Source organism: Arthrobacter sp. R3-55, assembly GCF_054161505.1.
On the sequence record NZ_CP096423.1, the window covers coordinates 1,392,325 to 1,410,636 of the forward strand.

General features: G+C 61.2%; 19 protein-coding genes. 8 read left to right on the forward strand and 11 right to left on the reverse strand.

Translation table 11 applies throughout. From position 1 onward, the window contains the following. Positions 1-37: 37 nt before the first annotated feature. Positions 38-598 (forward strand): 50S ribosomal protein L17, encoded by a 561-nt coding sequence (rplQ, locus tag M1D51_RS06565; RefSeq protein WP_089595783.1) that lies wholly within the window; start codon positions 38-40, stop codon positions 596-598. Between the two features lie 32 nt (positions 599-630). Further along, on the forward strand, positions 631-1,521 hold the full coding sequence (locus tag M1D51_RS06570; RefSeq protein WP_172325512.1) for a tRNA pseudouridine synthase A: 891 nt from the start codon (positions 631-633) through the stop codon (positions 1,519-1,521). Between the two features lie 123 nt (positions 1,522-1,644). On the opposite strand, the gene M1D51_RS06575 is transcribed toward M1D51_RS06570, so the two are convergent. The 9 genes from M1D51_RS06575 to M1D51_RS06615 all read right to left on the reverse strand — a co-directional run bounded on the left by M1D51_RS06575 (position 1,645) and on the right by M1D51_RS06615 (position 9,623). Beyond that, positions 1,645-2,523 (reverse strand): type II secretion system F family protein, encoded by an 879-nt coding sequence (locus M1D51_RS06575; RefSeq protein ID WP_458108975.1) that lies wholly within the window; start codon positions 2,521-2,523, stop codon positions 1,645-1,647. A 12-nt stretch (positions 2,524-2,535) separates the two neighbouring features. Continuing rightward, the gene (locus tag M1D51_RS06580) at positions 2,536-3,477 is read right to left on the reverse strand and encodes a type II secretion system F family protein (protein ID WP_458108976.1); all 942 of its coding nucleotides are present in this window, start codon (positions 3,475-3,477) and stop codon (positions 2,536-2,538) included. Positions 3,478-3,479: 2 nt separating this feature from the next. After that, positions 3,480-4,811 carry a CpaF family protein gene (locus M1D51_RS06585; RefSeq protein WP_458109552.1) on the reverse strand — a complete coding sequence of 444 codons (1,332 nt, stop codon included), beginning with the start codon at positions 4,809-4,811 and terminating at the stop codon, positions 3,480-3,482. A 107-nt stretch (positions 4,812-4,918) separates the two neighbouring features. Continuing rightward, positions 4,919-6,118 (reverse strand): AAA family ATPase, encoded by a 1,200-nt coding sequence (locus M1D51_RS06590; RefSeq protein WP_458108977.1) that lies wholly within the window; start codon positions 6,116-6,118, stop codon positions 4,919-4,921. Then, the gene (gene cpaB / locus M1D51_RS06595; protein WP_458108978.1) at positions 6,115-6,882 is read right to left on the reverse strand and encodes a Flp pilus assembly protein CpaB; all 768 of its coding nucleotides are present in this window, start codon (positions 6,880-6,882) and stop codon (positions 6,115-6,117) included. The genes M1D51_RS06590 and cpaB overlap by 4 nt, the downstream gene beginning before the upstream one ends. Positions 6,883-6,933: 51 nt before the next feature. Beyond that, on the reverse strand, positions 6,934-7,872 hold the full coding sequence (locus M1D51_RS06600) for a pilus assembly protein TadG-related protein (RefSeq protein ID WP_458108979.1): 939 nt from the start codon (positions 7,870-7,872) through the stop codon (positions 6,934-6,936). Positions 7,873-7,955: 83 nt separating this feature from the next. After that, positions 7,956-8,363 (reverse strand): TadE/TadG family type IV pilus assembly protein, encoded by a 408-nt coding sequence (locus M1D51_RS06605; protein ID WP_458108980.1) that lies wholly within the window; start codon positions 8,361-8,363, stop codon positions 7,956-7,958. A gap of 104 nt (positions 8,364-8,467) precedes the next feature. Further along, a complete protein-coding gene (locus tag M1D51_RS06610) occupies positions 8,468-8,656 on the reverse strand; it encodes a Flp family type IVb pilin (RefSeq protein WP_458108981.1) in 189 nt (62 codons plus the stop codon). Between the two features lie 322 nt (positions 8,657-8,978). After that, positions 8,979-9,623, reverse strand: a complete 645-nt coding sequence (locus M1D51_RS06615; protein WP_458108982.1) for a prepilin peptidase — start codon at positions 9,621-9,623, stop codon at positions 8,979-8,981. Positions 9,624-9,910: 287 nt separating this feature from the next. On the opposite strand from M1D51_RS06615, the gene rplM reads away from it, so the two are divergent. The 3 genes from rplM (at position 9,911) to glmM (ending at position 12,419) form a co-directional block, all read left to right on the forward strand. Further along, positions 9,911-10,354 (forward strand): 50S ribosomal protein L13, encoded by a 444-nt coding sequence (gene rplM / locus M1D51_RS06620; protein WP_024817563.1) that lies wholly within the window; start codon positions 9,911-9,913, stop codon positions 10,352-10,354. A gap of 39 nt (positions 10,355-10,393) precedes the next feature. Continuing rightward, a complete protein-coding gene (rpsI, locus tag M1D51_RS06625) occupies positions 10,394-10,900 on the forward strand; it encodes a 30S ribosomal protein S9 (RefSeq protein WP_035760464.1) in 507 nt (168 codons plus the stop codon). Positions 10,901-11,054: 154 nt separating this feature from the next. Continuing rightward, complete coding sequence (gene glmM / locus M1D51_RS06630; protein WP_172324889.1) at positions 11,055-12,419, forward strand: phosphoglucosamine mutase; 1,365 nt, start codon at positions 11,055-11,057, stop codon at positions 12,417-12,419. Between the two features lie 64 nt (positions 12,420-12,483). On the opposite strand, the gene M1D51_RS06635 is transcribed toward glmM, so the two are convergent. Next, a complete protein-coding gene (locus M1D51_RS06635; protein ID WP_458109553.1) occupies positions 12,484-13,293 on the reverse strand; it encodes a M15 family metallopeptidase in 810 nt (269 codons plus the stop codon). 67 nt (positions 13,294-13,360) lie between these two features. Beyond that, a complete protein-coding gene (coaA, locus tag M1D51_RS06640; protein WP_011775550.1) occupies positions 13,361-14,332 on the reverse strand; it encodes a type I pantothenate kinase in 972 nt (323 codons plus the stop codon). A 138-nt stretch (positions 14,333-14,470) separates the two neighbouring features. Here coaA and glmS point away from each other — a divergent pair, with 138 nt between their 5' ends. From glmS to M1D51_RS06655, 3 genes are read left to right on the forward strand one after another with little or no spacing between them, the layout of a single operon-like run. Continuing rightward, positions 14,471-16,354: a glutamine--fructose-6-phosphate transaminase (isomerizing) gene (gene glmS / locus M1D51_RS06645; protein WP_458108983.1), complete on the forward strand. Its 1,884-nt coding sequence runs from the start codon at positions 14,471-14,473 to the stop codon at positions 16,352-16,354. A gap of 4 nt (positions 16,355-16,358) precedes the next feature. Further along, entirely contained in the window at positions 16,359-16,706 is a 348-nt protein-coding gene (locus tag M1D51_RS06650) for a holo-ACP synthase (RefSeq protein WP_011775548.1), read from the forward strand. A 15-nt stretch (positions 16,707-16,721) separates the two neighbouring features. Beyond that, on the forward strand, positions 16,722-18,299 hold the full coding sequence (locus M1D51_RS06655) for an NAD(P)H-hydrate epimerase (RefSeq protein ID WP_458108984.1): 1,578 nt from the start codon (positions 16,722-16,724) through the stop codon (positions 18,297-18,299). Positions 18,300-18,312 lie beyond the last annotated feature (13 nt).

Consider the following 18,312-nt stretch of genomic DNA (forward strand, 5'->3'; position numbering starts at 1 on the left):
ATGGACCTGAACGGCTTACATAACAGGAGAAATAACTATGCCTACCCCCACTAAGGGTCCGCGCCTCGGAGGCGGCCCGGCTCACGAGCGCCTGATGCTCGCGAACCTGGCAGCTGCTCTGTTTGAGCACAAGCGCATCACCACCACGGTCACCAAGGCCAAGCGCCTTAAGCCGTACGCAGAGCGTCTGGTCACCTTCGCCAAGCGTGGCGACCTCGCTTCCCGCCGCCGCGTTCTCGGCCTGATCAGCGACAAGGGCGTTGTCCACGAGCTGTTCACCGACATCGCCGGCGCCGTTGCCAACCGCGATGGTGGCTACACCCGCATCACCAAGATCGGCAACCGTAAGGGCGACAACGCTCCCATGGCTGTCATCGAGCTCGTCCTCGAGCCGGTTTCCCCGAAGCAGGCCGTTGTTGCTGAAGCAACCGCTGCCGCTGCCAAGGCTGCTCCGGCTGCCGAGGAAGAGGTCGTTGAGACCGAAGCTGTAGAAGCAGAAGCTGCTGAGACGGAAGAGGCTCCGGCCGCTGAAGCCGACGCTGCTGAAGCTGAAGCTGCTGAAACCGAAGAGGCTCCGGCCGCTGAGGACAAGAAGTAATTCACTGAATTCTTCACAGTAGACTTAAGTCTATGAACGAACGAAAACCCGCTGCCCCCGTTTTGGGGGGCGGCGGGTTTTTGCGTGTCCGGCTTGATCTCTCGTACGACGGCGGTCCTTTCAACGGGTGGGCCTTGCAACCCGGTCTTCGTACCGTCCAGGGTTCGTTGGAAGAAGCACTGGCACTTTTGCTGCAACGGCCCATCCGTGTAACAGTTGCCGGCCGGACTGATGCCGGCGTTCACGCCCGCGGCCAGGTAGTGCACCTGGACCTGACCGAAGCTGAGTGGTTCTCACTGCCGCGCGGGCACGAACTCGATCCCGCCGTCGCGCTCTTGCGGCGACTCCGTGGCGCACTGAGCCGAATACTTGGGGACCTCACCGGTGCGGTGGAAGTGCACGACGCCGGTCTGGCGCCGGAAGGTTTCGACGCCCGCTTCTCTGCGCTGTGGCGGAGGTACAGTTACCGGATTGCCGACGGTCCCGAGCGATGGGACCCGGTGCTGCGGGGCATCACGTTGTGGCACAAGACTCCGTTGGATGTTTCGCTCATGAACTCCGGGGCAGCAGCGCTGCTGGGGCTGCAGGATTTCAGGTCCTATTGCAAGCCGCGTGAAGGTGCCACCACCATCCGCGAGCTGCAGAAGTTCTCCTTTTCCCGGGGAAGCGACGGTGTCATTGAGGCCACCGTCCAGGCCGATGCCTTCTGCCACAACATGGTGCGCTCCTTGGTGGGATCTGCGCTGCGTGTGGGGGAGGGGCTGGAGTCTCCTGGCTGGTTGCACTCGCGCCTGCTGGAACGCAAGCGGGATGCCAAGTCCGTTCTTGCTGCACCGCATCCCTTGGTGCTGGAGGAAGTAGCCTATCCGTCGGATGCGGAGTTGCTGGCCCGCGCTGAGCTGACACGGGCGCGGCGGGAGTAGTTCTTTCCGTTGGGTCCGGATGTTGGAGGACCCCCTCCCGGCTCTGGGTACCGGAAGGGGGCCGTTGTGGCACTCCGTGGTCTGGGATCCGCGAAGTGCCGGTCTATTTCCCGCGGGACAAGATCAGGAGAAAGCCTGGATGATCTTGATGACTGCGGGACCCAGAAGGACTATGAACAGCACCGGAAAGATGCAGAACAAGAGCGGAAAAAGTACCTTAACGGGCAGTTTCATCGCACGCTCTTCGGCGCTTTGCCGCCGCTTCACGCGTGCTTGCTTGGCCTGGGCGCGGAGGACGTTAGCGATCCCTATGCCATACTTGTCCGCTTGTATGACGGCAAGGACGAAACTGCGGACGTCAGGTACGGCGCAACGATCGGCCAGTGCCTCGTAGGACTCCTGCCGGGGACGACCCACTTGGATGTCCTGCAACGTGCGTATGAGCTCCTGGGGCAGTGGGCCAGCCCCCTGCGAAGATGCCCGTTCCATAGCTGATTCGAACCCTAGGCCTGCTTCGACCGAAATCAGCATTTGATCTAGGGTGTTGGGAAACTCCAGCTTTATGGCTTCCTGTCGCTTAATCCCAGTGTTATAGATCAGGAGGTCTGGAAGGAAGTACAGGAATGTGGCCAGGAAAAGGCCCAACCCAACCATTCCGGCTCCCGGACTGAGGAGGAATAGGAATACTCCGCCGACTGCTCCAGCCAACGCGAGTGCTGGCTTCAAGGCTATGAGCTTGGGCAATGGCATCGACATTGGCCGCCCGGCAAGCGCGAGCCAATGATCCAATCTGGCTTCGTAGCTGCCGGGGGTCAATTTCCTGGCAACGCCAAGCAGGACTGGCGGTCGTTTGAGGTTCACGCCGCTACCTTGCGCGAAACCCGACCCGAGATTGCTTTGAATGGCAACTACGCCCCTCCGGTCAATGCTGAGCAGTGACCATGCGAAGTAGCCGAGTGGAAGGACGATGGTGGCAATAATTAGCCATGCGATGGGAGTCATGAGTAGTGTCTCCTAGAACTTGATCTTTACAGTGCGGCTCATCCAGAAGCCTCCGATAACGAACAGGACTGCGCTGACTATCACCAGAGCAATCCCGATGGGGTGCTCAGCGAAGAGCCTCATATAGCCGGGGTTCAACGCGGACATGAATAACCCCACCGCAACAGGAAGAATCATCAGGACCATGGCCGACATCTTGCCTTCAGCGCTTAGGGCACGTACGTGCCCCTTGATCTCGCTTCGCTCCCGGATTGTTCCTGCCACTTGCTCCAAAACCTCGGCCAAATCCCCACCCACCTCGCGGTTGATTTGGATTGCCTGCCCAATCCACTGGAAATCTTCGCTGTCCATGCGGCTGGCACAATCTTCCAGCGCCTGCCGTGGGTCCTTGCCGATCCGCACTTCGTTGACAATCCGGGCCAGTTCTTCCGACGTGGGGGCCTGCGATTCCTGGGCCGCGGCCTCCAATGACCTCATGATGCTGTGCCCAACACGTAGTCCACCTATCAACATCTGAATAGTGTCAGTTAGCTGCATCTCAAACTTGCCGCGGCGTTTTCCTGTCTTCACGCCAAGGATCAACTTCGCACCAAATGGAGTGGCAATAGCCAGCAGAATGCCAATGAGCGGATTAATCAGAAGCCAGCCGAAGCCTCCCAGAAGTACGGCTGCAATGACAACCACGACGGTCACGTCGGCGGGCGCCTGTTTGACGCCGGCGTTGTAGAGAACTTCGCGGTTGAAAGGCCCCCCTGACTTGCCAATGGCGATGTCAACGAAGCGCACGGCGGACTCCGAAACACGCCCCACTGCTGAATTATCCTGAGGCAGGTCCGCTCGGCGACGCTCGACAGGGATAGGGCCGTTCTGAGGTTTCAGGACAACGGCTACCACGACAATGAGGGCTGCCACGCAGAGCGAGACGGCGAGGACGAAGAGTGCTGGAGAATCCATCGCTACCGCCTCCCCACTGTTACGGGAACAGCACCAAAGGTCGTGGGGGAAACCTGAATGCCGAGCTCCGCGAACCGATCGAGGAAACGGGGCCGAATACCCGTGGGTATGGCTTTGCCCAGGAAACGGCCCTGGGCATCCAACCCCGCCGAGTAGTCGAAAAGAAAAGCGTCCTGGAGGGTGACAACATCGCCTTCCATGCCCTGCACCTCGGTCACGTGGGTTACCCGCCGGCTACCATCACGTAGCCGGGTGACCTGGACGATCAGATCAACGGCTGAGGAAACCTGCTCCCGAATTGCGCGGAGTGGAAGATCCATCCCAGCCATCAACACCAGCGTTTCCAATCTAGCAATGGCATCCCTGGGGGAGTTGGCGTGCACTGTTGACAGGGAGCCATCATGGCCGGTGTTCATCGCCTGCAGCATGTCCAAGGATTCGCCGCCGCGGACCTCTCCTACAATGATCCGATCCGGCCGCATACGAAGCGAGTTACGGACCAGGTCGCGGATGGTGATCGCACCCTTTCCCTCAATATTGGGTGGCCGGCTTTCCAGCCTGACGACATGACGCTGTTGGAGTTGTAGCTCTACTGCGTCCTCGATGGTAACGATGCGGTCTGACTCAGGAATGAAGGACGACAGGACATTGAGCAACGTCGTCTTTCCTGTACCCGTACCGCCCGAGACAATGACGTTGAGCCTGGCACGAACGCACGCACTCAGCAGCTCGGCCATCTCCTGGCTCATGGAACCCCATTCGATAAGATTCCTCACCGTGAGCGGAACGTGGCTGAATTTCCTGATAGTCATAGATGGGCCGTTGACAGCCAGGGGCGGGATGATCGCGTTGACACGGGAGCCGTCTTCCAGCCGCGCGTCCACCAGTGGCGAAGATTCGTCGATGCGACGTCCCACCTTCGACACGATCCGTTCGATGACCTTCCGAAGGTGGTCATCCGAGCTGAACTGCAGCTCCGTTAATGCCAGGTGACCGTGACGCTCCACATAGATCTGGTCGAATCGATTCACCATGATTTCCGTGACCGACGGGTCTTCCAACAATCGCTGCAACGGACCGTAGCCCATGACTTCATCGGAAATCTCGCGGATCAGCCGGCGCCGTTCCTCCGGGGATAGGGGTACCTGCTCTTCGTCGATGACGGCTGAGAGTTCCTCCACTGCGAAGGACCGAAGGTCCTCCTCGGAGGATGAGGTATCCCCCATGCGGTTTCCTATGCGTGCAAAAAGCGAAGATGCTGCTCGTTGCTTGAGACCAGCCAGTGCATCCACCGCCGGAGCGCTAGGTGCACCGCCCAAAATCGGTGGTGACACTGAGGGAAATGCATTGCTGTCCTCGGCCGCAACGAAGGTTCCTGCCTCCGGACCCGTGGAAGCAACTGTGTGAATAGGGTTGTTTTTGGTCAATCTCTCTGACAGTTTCACGACACCACTACCCTCCGGTGCAATTTGTTCTGGGGTGTCGATTCCAACCGAGGATCGAACCGTTGAACGAGCTTTCGCAGCCCCTTGATCGATGCATCCCGGGCGGTTCCTTGCAGGACGGGAACACCACGATTTGTGGAATAGGGAAGGGTCTTGGAACGAGGGATCACTGTGTCAACGGGAACCCCAATGGTGGCCTCTACATCTTGGACGGAAAGACCGCTCTTCCTGTCCGCGAAGTTCAAGACGGTGTGACGGCCTTGAGGTAGAAGCTGCAGCTCCTTCAGCACGCTGAAGCATTTTCGGAGACCCCTGATGCTGGGGACATCCATGCCACAGACCCAGACTCCGTCAGTAGCCAACTCCAGGGTCGCCAGACAGTGTTCGCCGAGGCCCGGTGCTGTGTCCACCACGACGTACTTGAACTCCGTAGCCAGTTGGTTGAGGAGGCGGGTGACGTGTTCGGCAGTAATGTAGTCCGAATCAGAGGGTTTCTGCGGTGCGCAGAGTGCGTAGATGCCGGCCGGGTGCACCGTGAGGAACGCCTTGAGGACCATGGAGTCTTGGGCCGCAGCTCCATGGACGGCCTCGGTGATGGAATGTTCCGGTTCCAGCAAGAGACCCGAGGCAACATCCCCGAACTGCAAATCCAGGTCCACAATCACCACGCTCATGGGTGCCACTGCGCCCAACCCGATAGCCAAGTTGGTTGCCACGGTCGTCTTGCCAACCCCACCTTTGGGCGACATGACGGCAATGACCCGGCCCCGCTCCTGCCCGGACTCGGCAGCAGGCTGCATTCCGCGTCGCCGGCTCGCGGATGCCAAGCAGGCGCGCTCCAGGAGGACGCGAAGCTCGTTGACCTCAGCATCAGGTGCCACCACATCCCTGACTCCGGCATGCATGGCCTTCAACACGACATCCGCAGAAGGCTCGGCTACCATTAGCAAACTGATTTCCGGATACTGAAGGTCAATTACTGTGGCCAGCTTGAAAGCATCATCGGGATTGACGCCTGGGCCTAGGACCATGACCTCGGGAGGAGCACCTGTCAGCTGCTTGAAGATTTCATCAGTGCCGCCTTGGAGCACGGCGGGCGACAAGGTTTGAAGCTCACCGTGCAGGGCTCCGGCGATGGCCTGTCGGATCCGGGCTTCAAAATCCCGGACCGCGGTGATGGCTACGAATCGGCTCATTGGACCAGCCCTCCGAACGTGGTTGTTGGCGGATCGCCCTTGACGGTCTTGTCTGTCTGCTTGGAGAGCCACAAGGTGCCGAACTCTGCCCCGTAGACCATCTTGGCTGCATTGACGTCACTAAGGGCAACGGTGACATATGCCGAGCCATTGGGAAGTGCGACGGCCTTTTCCGTCCCGGCTGACTTCTCGGCGTCAGGGGCTGCTTGCTGGACCGCGGTGACCAGAACATCGTGATAAAGGAGCTCAGTGAAGTCCTTCCACCCAGTCAATCCAGCGGGCAGATTGGCTCCCGATGGCACAGCTTCGTCGAGTTTGAAGGAAGCAAAGACAGTGACAGTATCCCCGGCTTCAACCCGGCCTCCCAGCATCCGCTCCGGGGCAAGAACAAACGTTGCTTCCTGCAATCCCTCGGGAACTGGAACGGTTCCCGGGACCAGTTCTTTGGGGCTGACCAGTTTTACTCCCAGAAGCTGTTCACCTGGCTGCAGATCGGAGGAGGTAACCTTGCCCTTTTGATCAGTCAAGGCGTTAATGGTCCCTGGTGCCACCGCTGATTGAGGCAGAGTTTCGGTTTTGACCTTGGATTGAAGTTCCTCTGCCTTGGTGCCGGCGGGAATGCGTTCCTTGACGACAAGTACGGTTACGGGATCGAGCCCTTGCTGTGCCCGCTTGTCGGCCCCCTGAACGTAGGTGACCAGCAAGACGGTGCCAATGACTGCCAAAAGCAGTGCTGCAATGCCTCCCAGTAGGCGTGTTTTCACTTTCTACTCCTTTGAGTTTCGTGAGTTCGAGAGCAGAGACTCTATGAGCGACTACTCGGTGAGCACGACAACCGAAGCCCCGTAATTGGGGATACCTCCGGTAACCTGCATGCCCTCTTCGAGGGACACAAAGCGTGAGAAGAATCCCTGGAGTCCACGGCAGTTTCCCGTGCAGTTTGGTGCAAGTGGGTCTAGTACGGCCCCAGAGCCGCCGAACTTATACCCGGTTACCTGGAATGCGGCGAAACCGACCAGGGTGTACTTCGCGTTGCTGCCGTTGCCTGCAGCGGTTTTGAATAGCGGGATGAGCACTGGTTCATCCATGATTTTGGACAAGGCAGCAGTGCACTCATTTGGGAAACTATTGCCAGGCTGACCATTGACTGTCATGTCGAGATCGATGTCCGTGGAACATCCAGAATCTGTCAGCAGCCAACCAAAGCCTCCAGGTTGGTAGCCATTCTGTGCGGCGCATCCCGGGACTGTTGGCGCATTCTCGTCGTATCTAAGAAGAAGATGTGTCGGGATGGGGTCGCCCGTGAAATTACCTGTGGAGTTTAGCGAGGCCAGTTGGGCCGGCGAAAGATACTTCTTGAAAACGCACTCGCTCGCGGTCCATGGCAGGGTGGTTGCAGAAGAAGGAGCTCCCCACGACGCCTCGGCCGAGGCAGTAACGTTCGCGGTGTCGAAGCCCATGGTTTGTGCGAAAAACAACGAGAGGCTGTTCTGCCCAGCTGTGTCCCTTGCATTCGTTGCCACCCGCACGGTGGTGGCAGCTGGGAACGTGACGACGGCGCCGCTGGTGTTGTCATTGGCGTTGTCATTGGCGAACTGATTTCCCGTAGACGTGCTGCTCCCACAGCTGCCCCCGGCGCAGTCCGTGGCGATAGCCAGCGCTGCAGCATCAGCGCCATTCTGCAGTTGAGCTTTCTCGGCGTAGATAGCCCCGACATCCACGGCCAAGGCAGCGAATCCGAGGAGGACAACCATGAGGACTGCGACGATAACGGTGCTTGCGCCGCGTTCGGAATCGACGGTATCTTCAGGCGACCGGAGGTCCCGAGGTGCTCTGACTAACCACCGCATCTCATCACCCCCACACCTGACAGATTGAGGGGGAAGATGCCTGCTCCGCCGAAGAAACCGGCGTCCAGGAATCCTGTCATTGAGGACAGGGAAACACTGGTGGTGACTTCCACGTTTGCTCCTGGTGCGCAGCTGGAAGCATTGTCTGCGACGCTGACACCCAGTCCGTCCAGTGCCGGTGCGGCGGCCAAAGCGGCGCCGGAGACGTCGAGGGTGCCGTCTTGGTAGTGCACCGCAGCGTGGCGGGCACCTTCACGTGCAGCCTGAGTTAGGGAAACCTGGACATTGTAGGCACGCCCAAATTCCATTATCCCGAACAGGATTAGCAGCAACAGTGGCAGAATGATGGCCAGTTCCACTGCCGCGGCGCCACGCTCATTCGTTTTGGATTTCACTTCCGTCTCCCGGTCCCAGATCGAACAGAATGTGCTCTTAAAAGCGACGGGTTGGCCAGGTTCGCCGAATGGCATTCCCGACCAACCTCGTCACTGATCGGAGACTAGAAAGTGATGCCGTTGAAGAGAGTAAGAACCCGGCCACCGAGCAGGAATGCAGCACCGCCGACTACGACCGCGATGGCGGCGACCATGATGCCGTATTCAACCATCGTTGCGCCCTTCTCCTCCTTGGTGAAGCGGGTCTTGACGCCGGCGATGTACGAAGTGATGGAAAGCATGAGTGCAGACATTGGAATTTCCTTCCCAGAAAAAATATTTGCGAATTGGGTTATAGGTCCAGCAAATTATCGGAATTTGCTTCGACTTCCGAACTACCCCCATGTTGCCTTTAGCGGTTCGGAATTCGATGAGATAAGAATTCACCCTGAGCGGCAGCTGCGACAATGCGTAGCCGTACTCGATTTACCGGGAGGGGCACTACTCGCCTGCATGCACCGAAGGCATGAAGTACTCAGTTTTGGAGGAAAAAGGGGCCAAAACTACTTGTTTTAGACAGGCGCCTTATTGTTATGGGGACCTGCGGAGGGGCTGGTAAGCGCGTACTAAGATGCGTCAGTTCATGACCAGGGCAACGCCGAGGACGGCGATGATCATGGCCGGGCCATGAGCCGTTTCCGCGGGTTTTTCCGCGCGTCGCAGGCGCAACATCAGTACCGTGAGCACCCCGCCCACCACGAATCCCAGTAGTCCCCCGAAGAGTACTTGCTCCCAGCCCAAGTACCCCAAGTACAGCCCCAGGGGTGCGGCGAGCTTTACATCGCCCATTCCGATGCTTCCAGGCGAAAGAAGTCCAAGAATTAAGTAGCCTGCGAACAAAATGGCCCCTCCGGCGAGGGCCCGGAAGAGTTCCAACCATCCAGGGGCAAGGGCCGCGGAGGCGGCGAGGAGCAGCAGCCCGCCCCCAAGGAGGAGCACTATGAGGGGATTAGGCAGTAAATGCAGCGCAAAGTCGATGCGCGAAAGTTGAACGCCCAGCAATGCCAATAACAGGAATGCCGGCAACTCCGGAGAAAAGCCGAACCGCAAAGCGAGCAAGCCAAACAGCAGCGAGGTGACAGCCGCCGTCGTGATCCGGACCTTAGGGGAGGGGAGTCCGCCAAGTCGCGGGAGCCGCCGGCAGATGAGCCACTCAAGGGCCGGGGCCAGGAGGAGCCCGGCGACGGCCATAATGAAGGGAAAGGCGGCCTCGTTGGTCATGTGCTCTCCCTCAATCAGTGCGCGGCCCCCGGGGGCGGTTACCCCATTTTGACCCGGACGCCCCGTTGAAGGTATTGTTTATAGTCGTTGTGCGTGTCCTATCTCGATGACACATGCCTTCCGGGGGATCCAGTTGCAGGATCGCTAACTCCTGAGGCATTTCGAGATTCCGGGATGACTGGTACATAGAGCCCTCACCTCTGCTCCGGTAGCGCATACATAGTAGGTACACGCCTCACTGCGTGTCGCCTAAAACATGAACGCCAGAACAAGAACGAGGCAAAACCGTGCGTACGTACACCCCGAAGCCCGGCGATATCAACCGCCAGTGGCACGTCATTGACGCCACCGACGTTGTCCTTGGTCGTCTTGCCAGCCAGACCGCAACACTGCTGCGCGGAAAGCACAAGCCGACCTTTGCGTCCCACATGGACATGGGCGACTTCGTCATCATCATCAACGCTGAAAAGGTTGCCCTCACCGGCGCCAAGCTGGAGCAGAAGCGCGCATACCGCCACTCCGGTTACCCGGGCGGCCTGACCTCCGTCAACTACGCCGAGCTGTTGGAATCCAACCCGGTTCGCGCTGTTGAGAAGGCCATCAAGGGCATGCTCCCCAAGAACTCTCTCGCTGCACAGCAGTTGGGCAAGCTCAAGGTCTACCGTGGCGCTGAGCACCCCCACGCTGCACAGCAGCCGAAGACTTTCGAAATCACCCAGGTCGCCCAGTAGTCCTGGCCACCAACTAAACTTTTTATTACAAGGAGAACCGTGGCTCAGAACGAAGAACTGACCGCCGAAGCCGTCGAGGCTGAGGAAACCCTCACCAGCTACACCTCTGAAAGCACATCTGCTGAAGATGCGCCCAAGAAGGAGCGCCCGGCACTGACCGTTGCCGGTGCAGCTGTTGGCCGTCGCAAGGAAGCCGTTGCACGCGTTCGCGTTGTTCCGGGTTCCGGCAAGTGGACCATCAACGGCCGCACGCTGGACAACTACTTCCCGAACAAGCTGCACCAGCAGGACGTCAACGAGCCCTTCAAGATCCTTGATCTCGAAGGCGCCTACGACGTCATCGCCCGTATCCACGGCGGTGGCATCTCCGGCCAGGCCGGTGCACTGCGTCTCGGTGTTGCCCGCTCGCTGAACGAGATCGACGTCGACAACAACCGCGCCACCCTCAAGAAGGCCGGTTACCTGCGCCGTGACGCCCGCGTCATCGAGCGTAAGAAGGCTGGTCTCAAGAAGGCACGCAAGGCCCAGCAGTACTCCAAGCGTTAATCCGCTTGCCCCCTTCACCGGGGTATCGAAAGCCCGTTCCGCCACTATGGCGGGGCGGGCTTTCGCCGTTAACACGCGCCCTTTAGGCCCCTCATGTGACGCTCCGACACGCTACTGAACTGACGGTGTCCCGCAGTCGTCTAAACTTGAGCCGATGTCTAGATTATTTGGAACAGATGGCGTGCGCGGTCTCGCGAACGGATTGCTCACCGCCGAGCTGGCTATGCAGCTTGCCCAGGCCGCCGCCGTCGTACTCGGCCATGACCGCACAACCGACGGCAAGCGGCCCCGCGCCGTGGTCGCCAGGGACCCCAGGGCGAGTGGCGAGTTCCTCGCCGCCGCTGTGGAAGCGGGGCTTTCAAGCTCCGGAATCGACGTCTATGACGCCGGTGTCCTTCCCACCCCCGCGGCCGCTTACCTGGTGGCAGACCTCGACGCCGATTTCGGCGTCATGCTCTCGGCCTCCCACAACCCCGCGCCGGACAACGGCATCAAGTTCTTCGCCCGCGGCGGCCAGAAGCTCCCGGACCACGTCGAAGACGCCATCGAGGCGCAGCTTGGCAAAGAGCCGCAGCGCCCCGTAGGAGCCGACGTCGGACGCATCCAGCGCTTCTCCGACGCTGAAGACCGTTACATCGTGCACCTGCTGGGCACGCTTCCCAAGCGACTGGACGGACTGAAGGTCGTCCTGGACTGCGCCCACGGTGCAGCGAGCGGATGTTCGCCCCAGGTGTTCAAGGACGCCGGCGCGGACGTCGTAGTGATCGGCGCAGAGCCGGACGGCCTGAACATCAATGAAGGTGTGGGTTCCACCCATCTTGGCCCCTTGAAGGAAGCCGTTGTTAAGCACGGCGCAGATCTTGGTGTTGCCCACGACGGCGACGCCGACCGATGCCTCGCCGTAGACCACGAAGGCAACGAAGTGGATGGCGACCAGATCATGGCTATCCTGGCACTGGCCCTCAACGATGCCGGAAAGCTCAAGGACAGCATCCTTGTGGCGACGGTCATGAGCAACCTCGGCCTCAAGATCGCCCTCAAGAACGCCGGTATCACCATCCGCGAAACCGGAGTCGGCGACCGTTACGTCCTGGAAGAAATGCGCGACGGCGGCTACAACCTTGGCGGGGAACAGTCCGGACACGTGATCTTCTCCGATTACGCCACCACGGGTGACGGTGTGTTGACTGGCCTGCAGCTCGCAGCGCAGGTTGCCCTCACAGGCCGCAGCCTCAAGGAACTCTCCACCGCGATGACCAAGCTCCCGCAGCTGATGATCAACGTCAAAGGCGTGGACAAGGCCCGTGCTGGAACAGACGAAGGCGTGGCGGCCGCTGTGGCTGCAGCGGAACTGGAACTGGGCGAGACCGGCCGTGTGCTGCTCCGCCCGTCAGGTACTGAAGCTTTGGTCCGTGTGATGGTGGAAGCCGCTGACATGGAAACGGCTGAGCGCATTTGCAACAGCCTTGCCGCCGTAGTCAAGGAACGCCTCGGAGCCAACAGCGAGATGGCCGTCTAAGAAGCCTGAACGAGTTTCGGCCCGCCCCCTGCCTGGCAGGGGCCGGGCCGGCGTCGTTTAAGGGCTACAGGTAATCCGGGGCTGCTTCCAGTCCGAAGTACTCTTCCAGTGTCGGGATGCCGCGGGTGGCCATGTCGGTTGCCGCTTCCACGCCGATATAACGCAGGTGCCAGGACTCGTAGAAGTAGCCTGTGGTGTCGTGGAACATCCACGGATAGCGGACCACGAATCCAAACCTATGGGCGTTCGCCTTGGCCCAGACGGCGGCCGGTTGCTCGGCAAAGCATGGCTGGAAGCTGCAGGCTCCACCGCCGTCGGCAATGTCGAAGGACCAGCCGGTCTGGTGTTCGGAGTGCCCTGGCCGGGCTGAGGCGCGATCGGCTGCGGCCTGGCCGGTGCCGGCAACGTAGCCGCCGTACGTAGCTACCTGCGTGGAGTAGGAACGGTAGCCCGAAGCCAAGGTCATGATGATGCCCTCGGTGGCCGCAGCGCCGAACATCTTCTCCGCGGCAGCCGCCGTCGTGCTGTTAAGCAGGGAGGCTTCGCCGCTGACGGCGAGGCGGACGTTCGGCTGGACCAAGTCGGCCGGGACGAAGTCCTGAGGGCTGAGGGGGCGATGCTTGTTGACGACCACCCACGGGCTGGTGGGGTCGGTGAGGGAGTGCTGCGGCGCAACGGCGCTGGAGGGCGCCGAGCTGGATGCTGTCGCAGTGGGGGACGCAGCGCTGGACGCCGCGGTTGCGGTTCCCGTGGCTGGGTTGGAGGCGACGGCGGTGGAGGGCATTGCCGAAGCTGTAGCGGCTCCGCTGGCGGCATTGGCCGCCGCAGGGGAGGGGGCGGCCTTCTCCGGCGTGCAAGCGGCCAACGCTGCCATTCCGGCGCCGGCAGTGATCAGGCTTGCAAAAGCGCGCCGGCTGGGAAGCTGCCTGGCCCCGCCCACGCTAGACCTTCCTCAGCAGCATCCGGCGGATGGAATGGTCTGCGTCCTTGGTCAGAACCAGTTGGGCGCGGCCGCGGGTGGGCAGCACGTTCTCTTCAAGGTTGGGTTCGTTGATCCGCTTCCAGATGCCGCGTGCGGTCGATTCGGCGTCATCATCGGACAACGTGGCGTAACGGTGGAAGTAGGATTCCGGCTGCGCGAAGGCCGTAGTGCGCAATTTCCGGAAACGGTCCACGTACCATTCCTCGATGTAGGAGGTCTTCGCGTCCACGTAGATGGAGAAGTCGAAGAAGTCACTGACTGCCAGTCCTTGCTTGCCGTCCATGCGGGGGCGTGCGGGTGCCAGGACGTTGAGTCCCTCCACGATCAGGACGTCGGGACGCCTCACCACCACTTCCTTGCCCGGCACGATGTCGTAAGTTACGTGGGAATACCACGGTGCGCGGACTTCTTCTGCGCCGCCTTTGACTTCCGAGACGAAGCGCAGGAGGCCCCGCCTGTCGTAGGACTCGGGAAATCCCTTGCGTTCCAGGAGATGGCGGCGCTTCAGTTCGGCCAGGGGATAGAGGAAGCCATCGGTGGTGATGAGTTCCACGTTGGGAGTTCCGGGCCAGCGCCTCAACATTTCGCGCAGTACACGGGCAATGGTGGACTTGCCCACGGCCACCGAGCCGGCCACTCCGATCACAAACGGCGTGCGCTGGGTTTGTTCGCCCAGGAAGGTGGTGGTGGCGGCATGAAGCTGGTGGGAAGCCTCTACATATAGGTGCAGAAGCCGGGAAAGCGGGAGGTAGACCTCCCTGACTTCCTTCATGTCCAGGGGGTCGCCGAGGCCGCGGAGGCGGAAGATGTCCTCTTCGTTGAGGGGCTGCTCCATCTGCGCTGCAAGCCTGGACCATGTTTGACGGTCCAGTTCTACAAAGGGGGAAGCGCCGTCGCCGTTAGCTTCGGTGCGTTGCAAAGTCACGCTCATGATTCTGCCCTCCACGCGGCGGAACAGGAAATGCGCGACGACGGGAGGGTGAATTGTGGGGTTGGACATCATACTGGCAAGGGGAGGAGCTGGGATGTCCCACGTCAGTTGTTTGCGCTAGCCGTTAGGCTTGTACCCATGTGTGGAATCGTAGGCTATGTTGGCAATTCGTCTCGCAAGGCAGCTGGTCACAGCGCCCTTGACGTCGTCGTGGAAGGGCTGCGTCGTCTTGAGTACCGCGGCTATGACTCCGCAGGCGTCGCAGTGGTGGCTGACGGGACAATCTCGTCCCGTAAAAAGTCCGGCAAACTGAGCAACCTGATCAGTGAACTGGAAGCAAATCCAGTCCCTGAATCCCTGACCGGCATCGGCCATACCCGTTGGGCCACCCACGGCGGCCCGACCGACCGCAACGCGCACCCGCACCTCTCTGACGGCGGCCGCCTTGCACTTATTCACAACGGCATCATCGAGAACTTCGCCGAACTCAAGCAGGAACTCCTGGCCAAGGGCGTTACCTTCGAGTCCGAGACCGACACCGAGGTTGCTGCCGCACTGGTGGGCGATATCTTCCGCACCGAGCTCAATGGCGACGGCGGAAACCTCACCGAAGCGATGCGCCTGGCCTGCCAGCGCCTCGAAGGCGCCTTCACCCTTCTTGCCGTCCACGCAGACCAGCCCGACGTCGTCGTAGCTGCCCGCCGCAACTCCCCGCTGGTGGTTGGCCTGGGCGAAGGCGAGAACTTCCTCGGCTCCGACGTCTCCGGCTTCATCGACTACACCCGCCGTGCCGTGGAACTGGGCCAGGACCAGATCGTCACCATCACCGCGGACTCCGTGGAGATCACCGACTTCTTCGGCGCTCCCGCCGAGGGCAAGGAATACCACGTTGACTGGGACCCGGCATCTGCCGAAAAGGGTGGCTTCAACTCCTTCATGGAGAAGGAAATCCACGACCAGCCTGACGCTGTTGCACAGACCCTCCTGGGCCGTTCGGACCTCGATGGCAAGCTGACCTTGGACGAGGTGCGCATTGATCCTGAGCTCCTCAAGCAGGTGGACAAGATCATCGTCCTGGCTTGCGGTACCGCGGCCTATGCCGGCCTGGTTGCCAAGTACGCCATCGAGAACTGGTGCCGTATCCCCACGGAAGTAGAGCTCGCCCACGAGTTCCGCTACCGTGACCCGATCGTCGACGCCAACACGCTGGTGGTTTCCATCAGCCAGTCCGGTGAGACCATGGACACGCTGATGGCCGTCCGCTACGCCCGTGAACAGGGCGCCAAGACGATCTCCATCTGCAACACCAACGGTTCCACCATCCCTCGCGAATCCGACGCCGTGCTCTACACGCACGCTGGCCCGGAAATCGCAGTGGCCTCCACCAAGGCATTCCTGGCGCAGATCACTGCCGCCTACCTGCTGGGCCTGTACTTGGCACAGCTGCGCGGCAACATCTTCTCCGGCCAGATCAAGGACGTCCTCGCGGACCTCAACAAGATCCCGGCAAAGATCCAGAAAATCCTGGACAACGCCGGTCCCCTGCGCGAGCTCGCCCGCAGCATGAAGGACGAAAAGTCCGTGCTGTTCCTCGGCCGCCACGTCGGCTACCCGGTTGCCCTCGAAGGCGCGCTGAAGCTCAAGGAAATCGCCTACATCCACGCTGAAGGTTTCGCTGCCGGCGAGCTCAAGCACGGTCCGATCGCCCTGATCGACGACGGCCAGCCGGTCTTCGTTGTGGTCCCGTCCCCGCGCGGTCGCGATTCCCTGCACTCCAAGGTTGTCAGCAACATCCAGGAAGTCCGCGCACGTGGTGCCCGTACCCTGGTTATCGCTGAAGAGGGCGACGAGTCGGTCAAGGACTACGCAGAGCAGGTGTTCTACGTTCCGGAGACGCCCACCCTGCTGATGCCGCTGCTGACCACCGTTCCGCTGCAGATTTTTGCTGCCGAACTGGCCGGTGCCAAGGGATACGACGTGGACCAGCCGCGTAACCTCGCCAAGAGCGTGACCGTAGAATAACGCCATGATTGTTGGCATTGGGGTAGACGTCGTAGACATCGAACGGTTCGGCCGGCAGCTGGAACGGACTCCGGGACTCCGGGACCGCCTGTTTGTTCCTGCCGAGCGGGAACTGAACACCCGCTCCTTGGCTGCGCGCTTTGCTGCCAAGGAGGCCGTGGCCAAGGTTCTGGGCGCTCCTGCCGGAATGAACTGGCAGGACTGCTGGATCGGTCTCGATGAGAACGGCCCTACGGTCCAGGTCAAGGGAACGGTGCTGGCGGTGGCTGAGGCCAAGGGCGTCAAGCGCTGGCACCTGTCCATGAGCCATGACGGCGGCATCGCCACCGCGACTGTCCTCGCCGAGGGCTAACGGATTTCATAAGCAATGATCAGCGCCTTCACCGGACAACAGATCAGGGATGCGGAACAACCGCTCCTGGACTCCGGTGAGGGCGCTGTTCTTATGCAGCGGGCAGCTTACGGGCTGGCCCAAGCCGTGGTGCGCGAGGTCAGGAAAAGGCGCAGGCTTGCGGGTGCCGGCGTCACTGTCCTGGCGGGGAAGGGAAACAACGGCGGCGACGGTCTCTTTGCTGCCGGACTGCTGGCCCGCCGGGGGATGCGCACGACGGCGGTTCTCGCCAATGCGGAAGTCCATGCTGAGGCACTGGCTGCTTTCACAGCGGCCGGCGGACGGACCTTGTACCTCGAGCACGCAAATGCTGAGGAACTCGCGGTCCTGTGCGCCGGCGATGACGTGATCATCGATGCCCTGCTCGGTACCGGTGCCCGTGGCGGCCTCCGAGGTGCCTCCGCGGAATTGATTGCCTCCCTTCAGGAATTACGTCCTCCCTTGGTGGTGGCGTGCGACCTACCCAGCGGGCTGGATGCCACTACCGGTGAGGTGCACTGGCCGGTACTGGACGCGGACGTCACTGTGACTTTCGGGGGAGTCAAAGCAGGGCTCATGACAGATCCCGGCGAAGGATGTTCCGGAGTGGTCCACCTGGTACAGATCGGCATCGAAGACTCTTTGGCCTCCCAGGAACCGGAGCTCCGCCGTCTCACTTCCCAGGACCTGGGAGCCGTACTACCTGCACCTGGCCGTAGAGCACATAAGTACTCCAGGGGTGTCCTTGGTGTTGTGGCGGGCTCGGTGCGGTTTGGCGGGGCTGCTGTTCTGGCTGTCCACGCGGCGGCCCTCGCCGGAGCCGGAATGGTGCGCTACCTCGGCCCCCGGGCGGCGGCAGAACTGGTACTCGCCCGAACCCCTGAAGCTTTGTGGGAATCCGATGAACACGGACGTGTCCAGGCTTGGCTGCTGGGCCCGGGGGTGGATGGGGAAGAGCAACACGAGCGGGCCAAATCTGCGGCTGCGGCTGCGCTGACCGCCGGTGTGCCGGTGGTTGTTGATGCCGGTGCGCTGAGCCTCCTTCCGGAACGCTGCCCGCCCCATTGGATCCTGACACCCCATGCCGGTGAACTGGCCACGCTGCTGGGATCCCTTCCTTCCACGGGTGAGCTAGCTGTGACCAGGGAGGACGTGGAGTCCCGACCCCTGCACTTCGTACGGCAGGCCGCCGAACAAACCGGTGCCACCGTGCTCCTGAAGGGCGCCACCACACTGGTGGCATCGCCGTCGGGCGTTGTTTTCAGCCAGGCTGAGGGCATCGCGTGGATGGCCACCGCGGGCAGCGGCGATGTCCTGGGAGGCGTATTGGGTGCCTTGCTGGCCCAGTGCGCTGACTCCATCACGGACGACGACGGCGCATATGCGGCCCTCGGCTTGGATGTTGACGACCGCTGGGCTGCGGTGGCGGCGGTGGCGGCGAGCGTCCACGGGCGGGCAGGAGCGGCAGCATCGGCGTTATTGCACGGCGGCCCCATTACAGCGTCGGCGATCATGGCGGCGGTTCCAAGCGTCCTTGGTTCGCTGAGCGCGGAATGCGACCGGACAAGACCCTAAGGTTACTGTCCGT

Bases quoted from the DNA above. Each gene is read 5' to 3' on its own strand.
- M1D51_RS06615 (WP_458108982.1), bottom strand. From the start codon at position 9,623: ATGACCAACGAGGCCGCCTTTCCCTTCATTATGGCCGTCGCCGGGCTC.
- M1D51_RS06650 (WP_011775548.1), top strand. From the start codon at position 16,359: ATGATTGTTGGCATTGGGGTAGACGTCGTAGACATCGAACGGTTCGGC.
- M1D51_RS06580 (WP_458108976.1), bottom strand. From the start codon at position 3,477: ATGGATTCTCCAGCACTCTTCGTCCTCGCCGTCTCGCTCTGCGTGGCA.
- M1D51_RS06600 (WP_458108979.1), bottom strand. From the start codon at position 7,872: ATGGTTGTCCTCCTCGGATTCGCTGCCTTGGCCGTGGATGTCGGGGCT.
- M1D51_RS06575 (WP_458108975.1), bottom strand. From the start codon at position 2,523: ATGACTCCCATCGCATGGCTAATTATTGCCACCATCGTCCTTCCACTC.
- glmS (WP_458108983.1), top strand. From the start codon at position 14,471: ATGTGTGGAATCGTAGGCTATGTTGGCAATTCGTCTCGCAAGGCAGCT.
- glmM (WP_172324889.1), top strand. From the start codon at position 11,055: ATGTCTAGATTATTTGGAACAGATGGCGTGCGCGGTCTCGCGAACGGA.
- rplQ (WP_089595783.1), top strand. From the start codon at position 38: ATGCCTACCCCCACTAAGGGTCCGCGCCTCGGAGGCGGCCCGGCTCAC.
- coaA (WP_011775550.1), bottom strand. From the start codon at position 14,332: ATGAGCGTGACTTTGCAACGCACCGAAGCTAACGGCGACGGCGCTTCC.
- M1D51_RS06570 (WP_172325512.1), top strand. From the start codon at position 631: ATGAACGAACGAAAACCCGCTGCCCCCGTTTTGGGGGGCGGCGGGTTT.
- M1D51_RS06610 (WP_458108981.1), bottom strand. From the start codon at position 8,656: ATGTCTGCACTCATGCTTTCCATCACTTCGTACATCGCCGGCGTCAAG.
- M1D51_RS06655 (WP_458108984.1), top strand. From the start codon at position 16,722: ATGATCAGCGCCTTCACCGGACAACAGATCAGGGATGCGGAACAACCG.
- M1D51_RS06590 (WP_458108977.1), bottom strand. From the start codon at position 6,118: ATGAGCCGATTCGTAGCCATCACCGCGGTCCGGGATTTTGAAGCCCGG.
- M1D51_RS06635 (WP_458109553.1), bottom strand. From the start codon at position 13,293: ATGGCAGCGTTGGCCGCTTGCACGCCGGAGAAGGCCGCCCCCTCCCCT.